This window comes from Actinophytocola sp., assembly GCF_045807065.1.
In the GTDB taxonomy this organism is placed as follows: Bacteria; Actinomycetota; Actinomycetes; order Mycobacteriales; family Pseudonocardiaceae; genus Actinophytocola.
In genome coordinates this window covers 1-16,633 of the sequence record NZ_JBJMIE010000571.1, presented here as the reverse complement: position 1 = coordinate 16,633, position 16,633 = coordinate 1, and the positions used below count along the sequence as shown (strand labels likewise).

General features: G+C 71.6%; 16 protein-coding genes and 1 tRNA gene. 4 read left to right on the top strand and 13 right to left on the bottom strand.

The genetic code is table 11. The features are described from left to right. Both ACJ73U_RS33525 and ACJ73U_RS33520 read right to left on the bottom strand, forming a co-directional pair. On the bottom strand, positions 1–464 hold a 464-nt coding region (locus tag ACJ73U_RS33525; RefSeq protein ID WP_407781759.1), incomplete at its 3' end, for a YbaK/EbsC family protein. Beyond that, positions 461–763 (bottom strand): ArsR/SmtB family transcription factor, encoded by a 303-nt coding sequence (locus ACJ73U_RS33520; RefSeq protein ID WP_407781758.1) that lies wholly within the window; start codon positions 761–763, stop codon positions 461–463. The genes ACJ73U_RS33520 and ACJ73U_RS33525, both read right to left, overlap by 4 nt. A gap of 71 nt (positions 764–834) precedes the next feature. Here ACJ73U_RS33520 and ACJ73U_RS33515 point away from each other — a divergent pair, with 71 nt between their 5' ends. Beyond that, positions 835–1,764, top strand: a complete 930-nt coding sequence (locus tag ACJ73U_RS33515) for a hypothetical protein (RefSeq protein ID WP_407781757.1) — start codon at positions 835–837, stop codon at positions 1,762–1,764. A 74-nt stretch (positions 1,765–1,838) separates the two neighbouring features. Here the strand turns inward: ACJ73U_RS33515 and ACJ73U_RS33510 are convergent, their stop codons facing one another. Further along, positions 1,839–2,138 (bottom strand): hypothetical protein, encoded by a 300-nt coding sequence (locus ACJ73U_RS33510; RefSeq protein WP_407781756.1) that lies wholly within the window; start codon positions 2,136–2,138, stop codon positions 1,839–1,841. Between the two features lie 298 nt (positions 2,139–2,436). On the opposite strand from ACJ73U_RS33510, the gene ACJ73U_RS33505 reads away from it, so the two are divergent. Both ACJ73U_RS33505 and ACJ73U_RS33500 read left to right on the top strand, forming a co-directional pair. Then, positions 2,437–3,054: a DUF5134 domain-containing protein gene (locus tag ACJ73U_RS33505; RefSeq protein ID WP_407781755.1), complete on the top strand. Its 618-nt coding sequence runs from the start codon at positions 2,437–2,439 to the stop codon at positions 3,052–3,054. Between the two features lie 67 nt (positions 3,055–3,121). Continuing rightward, positions 3,122–5,422 carry an alpha-L-fucosidase gene (locus ACJ73U_RS33500; RefSeq protein ID WP_407781754.1) on the top strand — a complete coding sequence of 767 codons (2,301 nt, stop codon included), beginning with the start codon at positions 3,122–3,124 and terminating at the stop codon, positions 5,420–5,422. Positions 5,423–6,013: 591 nt separating this feature from the next. Here ACJ73U_RS33500 and ACJ73U_RS33495 read toward each other — a convergent pair. From ACJ73U_RS33495 to ACJ73U_RS33465, 7 genes are all read right to left on the bottom strand, one after another. Continuing rightward, a tRNA-Cys gene (locus ACJ73U_RS33495) sits at positions 6,014–6,084 on the bottom strand. A gap of 148 nt (positions 6,085–6,232) precedes the next feature. Continuing rightward, positions 6,233–7,225 (bottom strand): NAD(P)-dependent alcohol dehydrogenase, encoded by a 993-nt coding sequence (locus tag ACJ73U_RS33490; protein WP_407781753.1) that lies wholly within the window; start codon positions 7,223–7,225, stop codon positions 6,233–6,235. Then, the gene (locus ACJ73U_RS33485) at positions 7,222–7,860 is read right to left on the bottom strand and encodes a DUF2306 domain-containing protein (protein ID WP_407781752.1); all 639 of its coding nucleotides are present in this window, start codon (positions 7,858–7,860) and stop codon (positions 7,222–7,224) included. The genes ACJ73U_RS33490 and ACJ73U_RS33485 overlap by 4 nt, the downstream gene beginning before the upstream one ends. 94 nt (positions 7,861–7,954) lie before the next feature. Beyond that, positions 7,955–8,560 (bottom strand): response regulator, encoded by a 606-nt coding sequence (locus ACJ73U_RS33480; protein ID WP_407781760.1) that lies wholly within the window; start codon positions 8,558–8,560, stop codon positions 7,955–7,957. Between the two features lie 47 nt (positions 8,561–8,607). Beyond that, the gene (locus tag ACJ73U_RS33475; protein ID WP_407781751.1) at positions 8,608–9,717 is read right to left on the bottom strand and encodes a sensor histidine kinase; all 1,110 of its coding nucleotides are present in this window, start codon (positions 9,715–9,717) and stop codon (positions 8,608–8,610) included. A 298-nt stretch (positions 9,718–10,015) separates the two neighbouring features. After that, positions 10,016–10,714, bottom strand: a complete 699-nt coding sequence (locus ACJ73U_RS33470) for a lytic polysaccharide monooxygenase (protein ID WP_407781750.1) — start codon at positions 10,712–10,714, stop codon at positions 10,016–10,018. A 170-nt stretch (positions 10,715–10,884) separates the two neighbouring features. Further along, the gene (locus ACJ73U_RS33465; protein WP_407781749.1) at positions 10,885–11,736 is read right to left on the bottom strand and encodes an SGNH/GDSL hydrolase family protein; all 852 of its coding nucleotides are present in this window, start codon (positions 11,734–11,736) and stop codon (positions 10,885–10,887) included. Between the two features lie 169 nt (positions 11,737–11,905). Here ACJ73U_RS33465 and ACJ73U_RS33460 point away from each other — a divergent pair, with 169 nt between their 5' ends. Continuing rightward, complete coding sequence (locus ACJ73U_RS33460) at positions 11,906–12,739, top strand: VOC family protein (RefSeq protein ID WP_407781748.1); 834 nt, start codon at positions 11,906–11,908, stop codon at positions 12,737–12,739. A gap of 21 nt (positions 12,740–12,760) precedes the next feature. Here the strand turns inward: ACJ73U_RS33460 and ACJ73U_RS33455 are convergent, their stop codons facing one another. From ACJ73U_RS33455 to ACJ73U_RS33445, 3 genes are all read right to left on the bottom strand, one after another. Continuing rightward, the gene (locus ACJ73U_RS33455; protein WP_407781747.1) at positions 12,761–13,873 is read right to left on the bottom strand and encodes a hypothetical protein; all 1,113 of its coding nucleotides are present in this window, start codon (positions 13,871–13,873) and stop codon (positions 12,761–12,763) included. A 92-nt stretch (positions 13,874–13,965) separates the two neighbouring features. Then, positions 13,966–15,192, bottom strand: a complete 1,227-nt coding sequence (locus tag ACJ73U_RS33450; RefSeq protein ID WP_407781746.1) for a putative acyl-CoA thioester hydrolase — start codon at positions 15,190–15,192, stop codon at positions 13,966–13,968. Between the two features lie 79 nt (positions 15,193–15,271). Next, entirely contained in the window at positions 15,272–16,588 is a 1,317-nt protein-coding gene (locus ACJ73U_RS33445) for a hypothetical protein (protein ID WP_407781745.1), read from the bottom strand. Positions 16,589–16,633: the final 45 nt, after the last annotated feature.

Below are 16,633 nucleotides of genomic sequence, written 5' to 3'. Positions count from 1 at the left end.
TGGACCTTCGGGTCGGCGGTCCGCACGTAGTCGCGGGTGTCGAGGGCGAGTGAGCGGTCGAGCCGGGCGGCGTTGAAGAAGATCTCCGCGTGCGTGAGCAGCCCGGGGTCGACGACCAGCTCGAGGTCGGGGTGGAAGCTGAACGGCAGGATCGTGCCGCTGACGCTGCCGGCGAGTGCCTCGGCCTTCTCGGCGGCCGCGAACGCGACGTAGGTGCCGTCCGCGAGTGCCTTCACCGCGGCCAGGTCGACGCGCCGGTCGCCGGGTACCACGGCGAGGTAGTAGCGGCTGGTGCGCTTGCCGACCTTGACCATGACCACCAGGCACTTGGCGGCCATGGCCGTCGGGTGGCCGCGCAGGGCGCTCACCCTGTCCGTCTGGCCCTCGGGGGCGTGGTCGATGAGGCGGTAGGTGGCGCCGGCCGCGTCGAGCGTCTCGACGAGCCGGTCGTAGAGCTGGGTCATAGGCCGTCCTGGAGCATGAGTTTGACCTCGGCGATGCGTTCCTCGTCGCGGTGGTAGAAGGTCCACTGCCGGATGCGCCTGGCACGCAGCAGCCCGGCCGCGGTGAGCAGCTTGAGGTGCTCGCTCGCGGTGGGCTGGCTGACGCCGAGCTTGTCGGCGATGAACACCGAGCAGACCCCGTCGTCGACCAGGTCCCCGTCCCGCTGCGGCGGGAAGTGCCGCACCGGGTCCCTGAGCCACTCGAGGATCGCGAGGCGCTTCTCGTTGGCCAGCGCCTTGAGCACGTCGACGTCGAGCACTTAGGCAGTTTGCTAAGTGCCTAAGTTATTGTCAAGGTGTCCGCGTTCCGTCCGGGCGCTAGGGTTTGCCAATGGTGCGTGAGATCGCCGCCGTGGCCACCTTCACCGTCGGCCACGACGCCTACTTCGGGCGGACGTGCGGGGACGGCTTCGTGGTCGTGTCCGAGGACGGCGAGCTCACCGTCCTCGACGCCGGGCTGCGGCTGGTGCGGCGCCTCGACCTGGGCGGCCGGGTCACGGACCTCTCGGTCGTCGGCGGCCGCTGGGCGTGGGTCGTCGGCGAGCGGCTGTGGATCGGCGACCCGACCGAGGGCGGCAGCTCCGCGCCGCTGGCGGGCGAGTCCGCGTGCCGGTGGCTGCCGTCGGGCCGGGAGCTGTGGACCGCGTTCAACACCGGCGACGAGGTGCTGGTCGAGCTGCGCACGGCGGACGGCCGGGTCCAGCGCGCGGTGACCGTGCCGGACGCCTTCCGCGACTCGATGGTCCGGGTGCGCAACCACCCCCACGAGCGCGCGACCGTCCTGTGGCTCGTGGCCGGTCCGGACGGTCAGCAGTCGTGGCTGGTCCGGGACGACGGCGCGGCGTTGACCGCCGAGCACCTGCCGGCCGACGACTGCCTGCCGGCACAGTTCGCCCCCACCGGCGACTGGTTCCTGACCGCCGGCGACGACCGGCTGACCAGGCTGTCCTGGCCGGACCTCATCGAGCTGGGCGCGCTGAAGTGGGCCGACGTCGACCCGCGGGGCGCGGCGGACGGCAGCGACGAGGCCGGCGGCTGCCTGATGGCACTCCCCGGCGGGTTCGTGTCGTGGAGCAGCGCCAACGGCCGGCTGTTCACGGTCGACCCGGGCACGATGGCGCTCGTCGACGAGATCGCGCTGCCCCACGGCGACTTCGTCTACGCGGTGCCCAGTCCCGGCGGGAACGTCCTGTCCGTGCACGACCGCCGCACGCTGGTGCTGTCCGCGTTGCGGGACTGGTCACCCGACCCGAACCGGTGACGTTCGACGCGCCTGTCGCCGCATTCTTTCCGCGCGCGCTGGAGCATTCGGTGATTGGGAACCGACCGCTCGGTTCAGGCCCTGCCCATGATCTCGACGAAATCCGGCCGGTTCAACAACTCACGCAGCAGGACCAGGTCCGCCAGGCCCAGTGGCGGCGGCGCCGGCGCGGCGGCCGGTTTCGCCCGTGCGCCGCCGAGCAGCAACAACCTGCCCGTCGCCACGTCACATCCCTGCTCGCAGGCACCACCGCACACGGGGCAGCGGAACGAGCAGTTCACCCGGCCGGGTTCGGCCGTGCCGGAGACGGAGACCTCGCTCGCCGGGAGAGTGACCTCACCGCAGTCCGCGCAGCGCAGGCGTAGTCTTCGCATCTCGTCACCTCTCCGGTGTGATTTCTTCATGAGGGCCTCGGGAATCACTCATGGAACTAGTCGGAACTGATCATCCCCTGGTTCCCGGGAATTCCCGGGACCTGGCCTTCGGGTTACCCACGCGGGTGCGGCGGCATACGCCGGTGCGCCGGCCGGCTGGGCCATGTGAGTGTCGTTGTCTCACCGACACGGCGGGTTGACACCGCCATCGTGCCTGGCCAGGATCGAAATCATCACCAACGTGCCGGCCCAGGTGACGCTTTTCTCGAACTCTTCATGTCAGGAGAAGGGGAATCGCATGGCCGGTCCCGACTGGCTCCGCTGGGCCCTGACCGCACTCTTCCTCGCCGTGGCGGCGTACTGCGTCACCCGCCTGGCCAGGGCCAGGCACGTGGCGGCCCTGTACCGCGGCTGCCACCGCGCGACCGACGTCGGCCACGGGATGATGAGCGCCGGCATGGCCGTCATGTGCTCGCCCGTCGGCGGCCCGGTGCCGGTGGCCGGCTGGCAGACCGTCTTCCTCGTCACCACGTCCTGGTTCGCCGGCTCCTGGTTCCGGCAGCGGCGGAACCGCGCCGCGGCCGAGCCGATCGGCTGGCACGCGGGGGACCTGCACCACGCCGTCGCCGGGCTCGCGATGCTGTACATGCTGACGGCGATGCCGAGCGGCGGGGGACACGCCCGCATGGCCGCGCCGTGGGTGCCGGCCATGTCCGACGTCCAGTTCGCGTTGCCGCTGGTCGCCTGGCTGTTCGCCGGCTACTTCCTGGTGCATGCCACGTTGCTCTCCCCGCGGCTCGTGCGCCCCGTGCCGGCCGGGGACACCCGCCTGCCCGCCGTGCTCACGGCCCCGCGGCTGGCGGCGTCGTGCCAGGTCTTCATGGCGGTGGGGATGAGCTACCTGCTCGTCGCTTGACGAAAGCGGTGCACTCCAGCAGCATCAAGTCATCGGATGATTGACGCCTGCGCCCGCTGGAGTGTGTATGCGATCGCGACCGAGCCAGTTGCTGTCCCTGCTGGCCATCACCGTTGTCCTGGCGGGAGTCACGACCGCGACCGCTGCCGCGGAGCCCGTTGCCGCGGCCGCGGTGCCCGAACCGGTCGTCGTACCTATCGAGGCGTACTTCGACAACGACGGCATCGACTCCGCGTCCGCCCGGGACGGCGACTTCGACGGCTCCGGCTACACGTTCCCCGCCGAGGCCCTGCCCGCCGGGCAGATCACCGTGGACGGCGTGCCGTACGCGTTCCCGTCGGCCGCGGCGGGTGCGGTGAACAACGCCGTCGCCATGGGACAGCGCGTCGACCTCCCGCGCGGCCGGTACCACAGCGCGTACTTCCTGGTCGCGAGCAGCTACGGCATGGCCTCGGGCCAGGCGACCGTCCACTACGCCGACGGCACGACGACCGCCGCGACCCTCGGCGGCGCGGACTGGTACGCCGGTTCCGGCCCGGTCCAGGCGCCGTTCCGCTACACCCCGGGCGGCGGCACCGACCAGCACCCGGTGTCCATCTCGGTCGCGCGGATCTGGTTCGATGCGACCCGCGACGCGGTGGGGATCACCCTGCCGACCACGAACCCCGCCCGGCCCGACCTGTCCAGCCTGCACGTGTTCGCGCTGACCGTGCAGCCGGCCGCCACCGGCAAGGCGCTCGTCGTGCGCGGCGCGCGGTCCACGACGAAGCTGCTCGGGGACAGCCAGGCGGTGGAGGCGACCGTGGTGAACCTCGGCGACGAGTGGATCACCCCGCAGGACGGCGTCTCGGTGTCCGCGGACGTGTTCGGCGCGCGCACGGTCCGCCCGGCCGCGGTGCGCAGGCTCGGCCCCGGCGAGGAGGTCCGGGTGCGGATCGGGATCGCCCGCGCGGGCGCGCCGGTGAACACCGTCGTCGACGGAAAGGTTGTGGCACAGGGGAAGCGCCTGCGTGCCGAGCAGCCCGTCCGGTTCACGCTCGGCGTCGCGGACTACCAGGCGACCGACGCCTCGCTCGGCGGCCACGAGTCGCCGTACTGGTTCGACGACGCGAAGTTCGGCATCTTCGTCCACTGGGGCCTGTACTCGGTGCCGGCGTGGTCGCCGCCGGGGGAGCAGTACGCGGAGTGGTACTGGCGGTGGATGGAGGACCCGAACAACGCGGTCCACGCATACCACGCCCAGACCTACGGCGAGGACTTCGCGTACGACGACTTCATCCCGATGTTCACCGCGGCGCACTTCGACCCGGCGGCGTGGGTCCGGCTGTTCCAGGCGGCGGGCGCGAAATACTACGTGCTGACGTCCAAGCACCACGAGGGTTTCGCCCTGTTCGACTCGGCGGTCTCCGGCCGCGACTCGGTCGACCTCGGTCCGCACCGGGACCTGGTCGGCGAGCTGTTCGCCGCGTCGCGCCGGTACACGCCGGAGCTGCACAACGGCCTCTACTTCTCGCTGCCGGAGTGGTACAACCCGGACGCCCCGTGGACGGGCCACGGCCCGACCAACCCGTACACCGGTGCCGCCGAGCCGTACACGGGCTACCAGTCCGGCCGGAACTTCGTGCACGACTACCAGGCACCCCAGATGCGGGAGATCGTGCGCCAGTACGACCCGGACGTGATCTGGTGCGACATCGGCGGCGCCAACGAGAGCCGGTCGGTGCTGGCGGAGTACTTCAACCGCGCCAAGAACCGCGCGACCCCCAAGGACGTGACGGTGGACGACCGCTGCGGCATCCCGACCCACGACTTCACGACCCCGGAGTACACGACCTACCCGGACACCGTGGTCCAGAAGTGGGAGGCGAGCCGCGGCCTGGACCCGCGCTCGTACGGCTACAACCAGGCCACCCCGGACTCCCTGTACATGACGGCCGACGAGGTCGTGGACACGCTGGTGGACGTCACCAGCAAGAACGGCAACTTCCTGCTGGACATCGGCCCCCGCGCCGACGGCTCCATCCCGGACATCATGCAGACCCGGCTCCGCGAGACCGGCGACTGGCTGACCACCAACGGCGAGTCGATCTACGGCACGACCTACTGGTCCCGCATGGCCGCCCAGGGCCCCCTCCGCTTCACGGTGAAACAGAACGAGGCGTTCTACATCACCTCCCTGCAGGAGCCCGGCGCCCAGGTGGTGGTCGACGCCCCGGTCCCGATCCGCCCCGGCGACCGGGTGACGATGCTCGGCTACGGCAAGCCGCTCCGGTGGACGCAGCAGAACGGCAAGCTGGTCATCGACGTACCGACCGCGGCCAGCGCGGCGGGTAAGTACGCATGGACGTTCAAGGTCACGTACCAGTGAACGATGGCCGCCCTCGGACCACGGCGCGGGGGTCCGGGGGTGGTGAGCCCGCCGGGCGGGGCCTGGGGGGTTGCACTCCCGGAGAGCACACGGAGTGAGCGGGGCGAGTGCTTTTCGCCCGCTGGACAATGGCTGGTTTCGAGCCATGGCGGGGTCCGGGGGATGGTGAGTCTGCCGGACGGGGCGAGCGCTTTCCGCCGCTGAACACAGTTGGCTGGGTTCGGGCCAAGGCGCGGGAGTCCGGGGGCGGTGAGCCCGCCGGGCGGGGTCTGGAGGTTGCCCCCCGGAGAGCACGCGGAGTGAGCGGGGCGAGTGCTTTCCGCGGGCTGGACGATGGCTGGTTTCGGGTCACGGCGCGGGGTCCGGAGGCGGTGAGCCGGCCAGGTGGGGTCTGGGGGTTGCCCCCAGAAACACCCCGAGCGAGCGGGGGCGAGCGCTTTCCGCCGCTGAACACAGTGGCTGGTTTCGGGCCACGGCGCGGGGGTCCGGGGGCGGTGAGCCCGCCGGGCGGGGTCTGGGGGTCGCACCCCCAGAAAACACCCCGAGCGAGCGAGGCGAGCGCTTTCCGCGAGCAGGGCTCGCCCACGAGCGAGGCGAAGACGGGATTCGAACCCGTGTACGAGGTTTTGCAGACCTCTGCCTGTCCTCTCGGCCACTTCGCCATCGGCGCCGGAGGCCGGCGCCTGTCAGGGCAGTGGACAGATCGCGCTCGCGTGCAGTCGATACGTGACGTGCAGGCGGCCGACGGAGGTCATGGCTCGATCATGACCTCCGGCGACGGGTGCCGGCAACTGGTCTCACCAGGTGGACTCACACCGTGATGACGACCTTCGCGCGGGCGTGGTCCACCTCGACGTAGCGGATGGCCGCCGCGGTCTCGGGCAGGGGGTAGGTCCGGTCGATCACCGGGGTGATCCTGCCGGTGGTGACGAGTTCGGCCAGCGTCACCAGGTTCTCGCGGCTCGGCACCTCGCTCACCAGGACCATGCGCTGCCGCGTGAACCGGGCCACCAGCTGTGCCCTGATGATCAGGGCCATCGGGCCGAAGAAGCTGCCGCCCCGGGACGTCCCGCCGCCGGACAGCAGGAGCAGGCCCTCCGGCGTCAGCGACCGTCGCAGGTCGCGCAGCGAGCGGTTGGCGACCAGGTCGAGCACCACGTCGTAGCGCTGCCCGGAGCGGGTGAAGTCCTCGCGGGTGTAGTCGATGACGTGGTCCGCGCCCAGCTCCGTGACGAGGTCGGCGTTCCGCGTGCTGCACACCGCGGTCACCTCGGCGCCGTACGCCTTGGCGAGCTGCACGGCGAACGTGCCGACGCCGCCGGACGCGCCGTTGAGCAGAACCCGTTGTCCCGCCCGGACTCCAGCCACGTCCCGCAGTGCGATCAGCGCCGTGTTGCCGGCCAGGGGCACCGCCGCCGCCTGCTCGAAGGTCAGCGCGGCCGGCTTGTGCGCCAGCTGGTTCGCCGGCACGGCGGCGTACTCGGCGAAGGCGCCGCTGCGGTGGTGGAGGTCGCCGAACACCTCGTCCCCGGGGCTGAAACCGGTGACGTTCCTCCCCGTGGCGACGACCCGGCCGGCGACGTCGCGGCCCCGGATCCTCCCCTTGGGAGCGCGGAGCCCGGCCTCCTTGGACACCAGCCGGAAGAGGTACGGGTCGCCACGCATGAAGTGCCAGTCGTAGGCGTTGACCGAGGAGGCGCACACCTGGACGAGCACCTCGTCGTCGCCGGCCACCGGGCTGTCCACGGTCGTGAACTCCAGCACCTCGGGTGCGCCGTACCTGTCCTGCACGATCGCCTTCATCGTCTCCCCTTTCGAATGGTTCGTTCCGCCACCACGAGGTTGAACACCCAGGCGGCGCCGAGCAGCAGCGCCCTGCCGGTCACGCCCTCCGGACCGACCAGCCCCTCCCACAGCCCGACGAACACTGCCTGCGTGCCCGCGGCGACACCGATGGCGTACGCGCGAGTCACCCAGGCGCGGTGCGCGGCCACGTCCCGGTCCCGGATCGCCCGGAGGCCGAGGACCAGCGCGACGAGCATGACCGCGCCGAACACGAGCCGGAACGCCGTGAGCAGGTCGCCGTCGCCTGGTGGGTGGGGGTAGAAGACGGTCATCCACAGCGCCGCCAGCGCCGCGACCAGTCCACCGGGGAGGACGAGCCGCCCGGCGCGCCGGTGCCAGGCATGGCGGCGCAGGCTCGGCACGAACTGGAACGCGCCCAGCACGAGGAACACCGTGGCGCCCACGATGTGCAGCACCACCGGCACGGGCGAGGCGAAGAACCGGGCGTTCTCCGCGGTGACCCGTCCGCCGGACGCCAGCTGGCCGACGCGGAAGGTGCCGGCCAGCACCGGGACGAAGCCGAGGGCGAGCAGCCCCGCCGGTACCCACCACCGCGACCTGGTGGCCGTGGCGGGTGGGGTTCGTGTCGTCATGGCGAAATCGTGCCGGCCGTACGGGGTCGGGCTCATCGGAAGTTGGGCCGCTGTCGTACTGTCCGGAGGTCCGGGCGGCGCGTCGTACTTTCGGCTACCTGCCCCGCCGGACGCGCTTCGTCTCGTACGCCCACATCGCGATCTCGACCCGGTTCCGCGCGCCGAGCTTGGTCATCAGGCTCGTCACGTGCGACTTGACCGTGCTCAGCGTGATGTACAGCTCGGTCGCGATCTCGTTGTTCGTCCGCCCGCGGGCCACGGCGGCGAGGATCTCCTCCTCCCGCTCGGTCAGCGGGTCGATCGGCTGCGCCGGCCGCGTCGACGGGTCGGTGGCCGCGAAGGTCGCCAGCAGCCGGGCCGTGACGCTCGGGGCGATGAGCGCGTCGCCGTTCGCGGCCGCGTGGACGGCCTGCGACAGCATCTCGATGCCGGCGTTCTTGAGCAGGAAACCCCGGGCGCCGGCACGCAACGCGGCGTAGACGTACTCGTCGAGGTCGAACGTGGTGATGACGACGACCGCCATCGGGTCCTCGACGGTCGGGCCGGCGAGCCGGCGGGTGGCCTCGATGCCGTCCAGCTCGGGCATCCGGATGTCGAACAGGCACACGTCCGGCCGCAGCCGGCGCGCGAGGTCGACGGCCTCCCGCCCGTCCGCGGCGGTGCCGCAGACCTCGATGTCGGGCTGGGCGTCGAGGATCATGGCAAGGCCGGTGCGGACGATCTCCTGGTCGTCGGCGACGAGCACCCTCACTTCGGCAACACCGCCGACACCGTCCAGCCGCGGCCGGGGTCGGGACCCGCCTCGCACGTGCCGCCGAGGAGGCCGGCACGCTCGGTCATGCCGACCAACCCGTAGCCGTGCGATCCGGCCGGGCGGGGATTGCCGTCGTCGCTCACCCGGACGCGCACGTGCTCGTCGTCGACGATGACGCGGACCTCGATGCGGGTGGCGTGCCTCGCGTGCCGCCGGGCGTTCGTGACGGCCTCCTGCGCGAGCCGGAAGACGGCGGCCCCGACCGGCGATGGCAGCGTGTCGGTGTCCCCGACGACCTGCACGTCCACCGAGGGCGGGCCCTGTGACGCGAGCCGCTCGACGTCGGCGACGCGCGGGCCGGGGGAGAGCTGGGCCGGCTCCTCGGTGCGCAGGATGCGGACCATGCCGCGCATCTCGTCCAGCGTGCGGGCCGCCTCGGCGTCGATCACCTTCAACGCGTCGAGCGCGGCGTCGGGGTCGGCGGCGGCCGTCGCGATGCCGGCCTGGGCGCGGATCGCCATGGCCGACACGTGGTGCGCGACCGTGTCGTGCAGGTCGCGGGCGAGCCGTTCCCGCTCCAGCAGCTTCACCTGGTCCAGCTCGCGGGCCCGGGCCCTGGACCGGTACCGGAACGCGGCACCCAGCGCCATCGCCGCGCACAGGATGACGAGGCCGCCCAGCACGTCGCTGGGGTGCAGGTAGCCGAGCGCGCCCGAGAGGCCGACCTTGCCGAGCATGATGGCCGCGCCGAGCACCGCCTCGCGCCCGGATCCCCAGCGGAACAACGCGTACGGCAGCAACGCGAGGTAGACGAGGACGTTCTGCGACGGGAACTCCGCGTCCACCACGAGCGCGGACAGCTGGCAGACGCCGAACGCGACGGCGACCATGAGCAGCGGCCGCGACCGCCGCCACAGCAGCGTCGGGACGAGGCCGGCGGCCACGACCACGGACAGCACCCGCCAGGGGAGGTCCCGCGTGAGCACTCCCTCGACCACGGCGACCGGCACCAGGACGGCCACGAGCACCCAGTCCCGCCACACGCGCGGCGCCGCGGCAGGCGGCCGCGGTTCCCGCCAGACGGAGCGAAGGAGGTCGAACACCGACCCATGGTACGGGCTGGACCATCGCGATTGATCGGCCGAAAGTACGCCTCCCGGCACCGGTCTTGGCGCGGCGGCCGCACGGGCCGCGACACCGCACCGACGGTCTCGACGTGCTCCGAGTCGGCGGCGCGGCTCCCGGCCCGTAGGACTTCGTCGACCACGGCGGCGTTCGGCCTGCGCGCCGGCAAGCACGACGACACCTGCCGCGGGTGGACATGATCGACCTCGTGCGGCTCGTCGTGGCCCCGGATGCGGTGAAGGACCCCTACTCCCGAAGGGGCCCTTCACGGCCGTGCTAGTACGTGACGTTCCCGTTGCCGCCGTCGAAGACGACGTCCGAGCAGCCGTAGAACGTCTCGGTGCTGTCCGAGCGGGTCCAGACCGAGTAGATGATGTGCCTGCCGGACAGGCCGGAGGGCAGCGTCGCGTTCCAGTAGTAGTACCCGTCCTCGCTGCCGACCGAGCCGGTCGACGGGGGGTTCACCACGCTGCTGAACGGGGTGGTGGAGATGTTGCTCCACTTCAGCGGCTGGGTCGGGTTGTAGGTGCTGTTGGTGACGTACAGGTCGAACCGGCCCGGGTGGGCGGCCCACATGTTGTAGCGGACCTGGATACTGCCGCCGGCGGTCAGGTGCGTCACCGGCCAGTCCGCGCTGGCGGTGTCGAACCCGCTGAAGTCGTAGACCGTCGCGTTGCCGCTGCACAGTTTCCCGTCCGGGATGAAGCCGTTCGTGCGCCCGGCGCCGTCGGACCGCAGCACCGCGAACCAGTTGTAGAACGGCGTCGCGCCGGCCTTGTTGAACGCGGCCACGCACCCGGGGTTCGTCGGCTTGATCTCCCCGGTGCTCGAGCGGCTGTGCTTGTAACACAGGTAGGTCCGCGAACCGGGCATCATCGTGGCGCCGTGCGCGCTGGCCGGCCCCGCGCTCACGAGCCCCATGACCAGGCCCACGACCACGGTGACCCCGAACAACAGAAACTTTCGCTTCCTCACCATTCCTCCTTCGACACTGAAAGAGAGTATTTGGGAGCGCTCCCAGTCGTTCGAGTGTAACTTGCCCGTTTACGGTTGGGAACCGTGGGTGATCGGTCAGCGCCTTCCGGGGCGCCGCACCCCGCGGGTGGCTCGCCGGTGTGGCCTGCCACCCGCGGGGTGGGAGCTGGTCAGGCCAGCCCGAGGACGGCCGCCGTCCGCGCGGCCATGTTCGCCTCGCCGAGGGCGTTCGGGTGCACGACGACCGGGTTGGTGCCCTGCAGCACGGGCTCGATCCAGCGCGTGCCGGTCGCCTGGCACGCGTCGTGGCCCTCGGACGCCACGCCGAAGTCCACGTACGTCGCGCCGGTCGCGCTCGCCGCGCGGCTCACCGCGTCGTTGAGGGTGGTCTGCAGCGAACGCAGGTACGGCACGTCACCGCTGGCGATGGGCATCTTGGTGAAGCAGCCGCCGGCCGGCGGCAGGATCCACGGGTAGCCGAGGATGGCCACGTCCGCCCCCGGCGCCTTGGCGCGGACCGCGCGCAGCGCGGACACGAGCGCCGGGTAGGTCTTCGTCCGGATCGTGTCCTCGAAGCTGGAGCCGTAGAGGTCCTTGCACGGGCTGCCCTGCCCGAGTGTCAGGATCCCCGCGCTGCCGCAGGCGAGGATGGCGCTGATGAACACGCCGCTGTCGTTGCCGCCGATGGTCATCGTGACGAGGTCGGTGTCCGGGTGCAGCGCGGCGACCTGCGGTGGGACGCCGGGGTACTGGGAGGTCGTGAAGTGTTTGGTCTCGGCGGCGCCGCAGGTGACGTCGACCAGGCTCGCGCCGGTCGCGGCCGCGAGCACGTGCGGGTAGTTGCGGGTGGAACGCAGGCACAGCAGCGGCGCGGTGGGATCGGACGGCTGCACCCCGGACGCGGCGCTGTAGGAGTCGCCGAGCGCGACGTAGTTCAGCGGCTCGTCCGCGTGGGCGGCGGTCGCGGTGCCCAGGCACAGCGCGGCGATCGCGACGGCGGACGTGAGCAGGCGGCGTGACATTGGCTTTCTCCCGGCATCATCGACGGTAGCTACCCGTGAGTAGGTAAGCGCCAGCTCATCGTGAGCCATGGCGGGCCGTTCGTCAACGTCCGGACGTCGGGGCACCAACCGCCCGCGTATCACCATGAAAGGTCGCCAGCGGGTTAGTGTTCATCGAGGAGGCTGGCCCATGGTTGTGGAAAGTGGTGCGGTGGCGGCGGTTCTACCCGCTGGTGCGCCGTGTTGGGTGGAGCTGTCGACCGGCGACGACCAGCGCGCGTCGACCTTCTACGCCGGACTGTTCGGCTGGGAGTACACCGCCACCGCGGACTCGACGGTCATGACCGGCCGTTATCTCGTCGGGCAGCGGGACGGGTTCGCGGTCGCCGGCATCTTCCAGACGGACCAACCGTCCGGCTGGATGCCGCACTTCGCGGTGCCCGACACGGCCGCGGCCGCGGAGAAGACCGTCGCGGTCGGCGGCACCGTCGTCCTCGGCCCGCTCGACCTGCCGCGGTACGACAGCATCGTGTACGCCCGCGATCCGCTCGGCGGTCCGGTCGTCCTGCGATGCCCGCCGGCGGGTTGGGTGTTCACGACCGGTGCCGTCGGCACGTTCGCGAGCGCCGACCTCAACACCCACGACGGCCCGGCGGCCGACGAGTTCTACTGCCGCATGTTCGGCTACCAGATCGAACAGCTGGGCAACGCGGCGGACATCGACTATGCCGAATGGCGGCTGGCCGGGCTGCCGGTGCTGTACCGGTACGTCATGGGGTCCGAGTACCCGGCGACCACCCCGGCGCACTGGCTGATCTACTTCGTCGCCGATCCCGGGGAGGGCACCGACGCCACCGCCGTGCGTGCGCTGCAACTCGGCGGTGGCATCGCCGTGGAACCCTACGACAGCCCGCTCGGCCGGGCCGCGGTGCTCACGGACCTCGGCGGCGCGCCGTTCGCGGTCATCGACCCGACCGACACCCCGGAGTCCCGTCTCGCCCCGGTCGAGCTGGACGACGACTAACAGTCCATTGTGGACTGTCGGTCACAGTGGAATGTACACGCCGAAGTCGCGGTTCGCGGTGCGGAAGTCCTGGAAGCCGATCCGCGCGCCGGCCACCCGCGTGACCGTGCCCTTCGCGATCACGCCGCCGGCCGACGACGGGCCGTAGACCGGGCCGCCACTGTCGCCCGGGCGGGCCGCCGGCTGGCCGTTCTGCTGTTCGCCCTCGACGAGGTCCTCGCGGTCGGCGTAGAAGAACAGCACCTTGATGTCGCAGACCGGGCCGCCGGTCTCGCGGGCGCTCGTCACGCCGGACTGGCACAGGATCTCGTTGGTGTAGACGTCACCCCAGCCCTGCACCGGCGTGGTGGTGTTGCTGTCACCGTTGCCGAGGTACTGCTGGTTGACCACGTTCCCGGTCGGGATCAGCAGGATGTCGTGATCGGTCTGCTTCGCGCCAACGTTGCCGATGAACTCACCGGTCGGGTCGGTCACCCGTGCGCCGGGGCTGCCGCAGTGCCCCGCGGTGAGCAGGTACCGCGCGTTGTCACCGGTGCGGACGGAGAAGCCGGACGTGCACGCCGCGGTGCCGCCCAGCACGATCGTCGCGCCGCCCTTCCACGGCGGGCTGTCGTTCTGGCGGGACACCGGCCGCAGGGGCGCCTCGACGACGGTCCGCACCGGCACGTCGACCAGGCCGGCGAACTGGCGGGCGGCCTCCGCCGAGGTCGTGCCGAGCACGAGGCCGCTCCCGTCGGCGGGGACCTTGACCGCGTGGACGGGCGACTTCTCGTCCCGGCGCGCGTCGATCACCGCGGCCGCGGCCCGCAGTTCGGCGTTGGAGTACCTGGCCCGCTCGATCTCCACCGGCGCGTGGGTCTCGGCCTTCGCGATGGCGGCGGTGATCCCGGCGGGGACCGCGCCCTTCCACCACAGGGCGACGTGGTCGTCCTCCAGGACGATGCCGGCGAACCCGGTGTCGGCGCCGCGGAGCACCTCGGCCTGGATGACGTCGGCGGCGTGGATCAGGGGTTGCTGGGCGAGCATCCGTTGCCACGTGGTGGGTTCCGGCACCGCCTGTGCGGCGGGGGTGGTGCCCACGGCGGCCGAGAAGGCCAGCGCGGCCACCAGGAGAAGATTCTTGCGCGCGAACATGATGACGACTCCCTTGCAGGGTGAGGGAACGTTGTCGTCATCCGAGTGTATGGTCCAGACCAACCAATGGTCTATACCAAACGTTTACCTGGTCATGGCGTGCGCGCGCTCTCGCCGTGGTTGCGGTACTCCCACAGGCGGTTGTGGTTCGGGTCGTTCAGGTCGCGGTCGGCGTCGGTGCGGGCGGTGAACGGTCGTGACGTGGTCGCGGCCGGCGACCACGGCTTCGCGGTGTCGAAACCCGGGCCCAGGTAGCTGTCGCGGATCACGAGCTGGCCGTTCGGGGTCGTGCCCGGGAGGTAGCCGGTCGTGCTCGCGCCCTGGTCCCAGGACCGGCCGAAGTGACCGGTCGGCGCGGCCTGGTAGGCGGCGTCGGTCGTCAGGAGACAGTGGCGGACCAGGAAGCCGTAGGGGAAGGCCGGGGCCGTGTTCGGCGCGAAGATCACGCCGCCGCTGGGTTTTCTCGTCGACACCAGGTGGAACCGGCTGCGTTCGAACACCGCCGCCGCGCGGCCGAAGACGAAGTCCGTGTCGCCCTCGACGTACGTGTCGCGCACCGAGACGCGGGCGATCCGGTCCGGGTCGTCGGCGTTGGCCAGGAACGTGTCCTGGCGGCTGACCAGGCGCATGCGTTCCAGCTGCGTGCGGTCGGCGTCCGTGCGCAGGGCCAGCGCCTGGTGCGTGCCGCGGTCCACGGTGTCCAGCAGGGTGTTCGTGATGGTCATGCCACGCAGTTGCAGGTCGGGGGACTGCGCCCAGACGACCGTGGCGCACAGGCCGACGGTCGGCGTGGTCCTACCGGCGCAGGACTGGAACATCGCCCACGCGGGGTCGCCCTCGGCGTACTGCCCGGACGGGTTGACCTGGGCCGCCCACGCGGCCGGGGTCGCCGTCGCGTCGAGGGTGTACTCGAGGCGCACGTCCTCCGGGCGGCCGGCGCCGTACAGCGTCAGCGGCGGCGAGCCGGCGGGGATGAACACCGTGCCGGTGTAGGTGCCGGGCCGGATCTCGATGTACCGGCGGTGGCGTGCGTGCCCGTCGGCGAACGCGGCGTTGACCGCCTGCTGCACCGTGGTGTACCTGCCCCCCGAGCCGACCACGAAGTCCGGCCGGCGACGGGTGGTGACCGGTCTCGGGTGCCACGGCGCTTCCGTTGGCGCCGCGTAGGTTCCGGACCAGCGGAAGTAGTTGGCCGGCGTGAAGGGCGCGGCCTCCGCGGCGGACAGGACGGGGCGGCTGGCGGTGCCTGGCGCGGTCTGGGCCGCGTGGGCCGTGCCGGGCAGTGCCAGTGCCGCGGCCACCAACAGGGCAATCTTCATGGCGCAGACCTCGCATCATCGGTGAAGCGATCGCACGCCAGCCGACGCTACCCTTGGAAAGCGCTTTCCTCAAGGGTGCTCAGGAGTGGGCGGCCGCCGCGACCGCGAGCTGCGCCACCGCCGGCTTCTGGAAGTCGTTGTGCGCGCCCGCGAAGCCCTGCAGCTTCTCGTTGCTGATCACGTTGTTCGCGTTGACCCGGTAGAAGGTGCCCGAGCGGAAGCCGAAGCCGGTGCCGCCCTCCACGCGCAGGCCCTTGTCCACCACGGGGGCCACCGCCTGGAACCCGTCGGAACCCATGCCGCCCCACCGGTCGCCGACGGTGGCCGACTCGTCCTGCCTGGCGAGGCACGACGCCTTCGGGTACCACCGGCACACCGCGAAGTCGTGCACGCTGAACGTCGCCACCAGCGGACCGCGCACGCGGTCGACCACCCCGTGCAGAGTGCCGTCGGCGCCGAACGGGTTGTCCTTGGCGTGCGCGAACGACCAGTGCGAGAACGCGCCCTGGAGCAGCAGCAGCGACGCGACCGGGCTCGTCGCCGCCGGCCCGACGCCGGCCAGCGCGAACGACACCAGCCGGGCGCCGAAGCTGTGGCCGATCAGGTGCACCCGCACCCCGCGCAGCTTCGCGAGCTGCGGGCCGAGGCCGGTCCTGCCGATCGTGCCGGCCCTGGCCTTCATCGTGGTGTAGGAGAACACCCGCAGGGCGTCCTTGGCGCCGTTCACCGCGTTGCCGAACCAGTCACCGAGGCCCTGCTGCGCGCCGGCCGCCGGCGTGCTGCCGAAGACCTCCGCGAGCGTCTGGTAGTCCCGCACCGGTTCGGTGCTCGCCAGCAGCGCCCGCTCGCCGGCGTCCTCGAAGTCGGGCACCGGGGGTGCGAGCGACCGCAGCGTCGCGTGGAACTCCAGCAACCGCTGGGCGATCGCCTCGTCGGACGCGCCGGCGCTCGCGGCGTGGGCCGTCTCGTCGATGAGCCGCCCCCGGGCCGCCACCGTCCTGCGCTGTGCCGGGTCGGCGAAGCCGAGCGCCAGCGACTCGGCGATCTCCGTGCCGCTCAGGGCGTCCGTGCCGGAGCGGTCCTGTGTGGCGGCACCCGCCGCGTGCGCCGAGCCGGCGGCGACCGATGTGGCCGCTGCGGTCGCCGGGCTGTCCGGGAACCACAGCGACGGCCAGAACACACTGGCGAAGCCCACCTTCCCGAGCCCGGCCACGCCCTCGGCCGCGGCGGCGACCAGCGGGAAGAACTGGTCGTAGGTCTTCCTGGCGTCGTCCTCGGACGTGTTCCAGCCGTGGCTGAACACGAAGAGATCCGTCACCGCGGCGGCCCGCACGTCGTCGGCGAACGTGTGCGCCGAGCGCAACCCGCCCTTCTCGTCGAAGACCAGCTCGAACATGGTTCCTCTTCTCGTCAGACGTTCGCGAGCATGCGCATGAGGTCG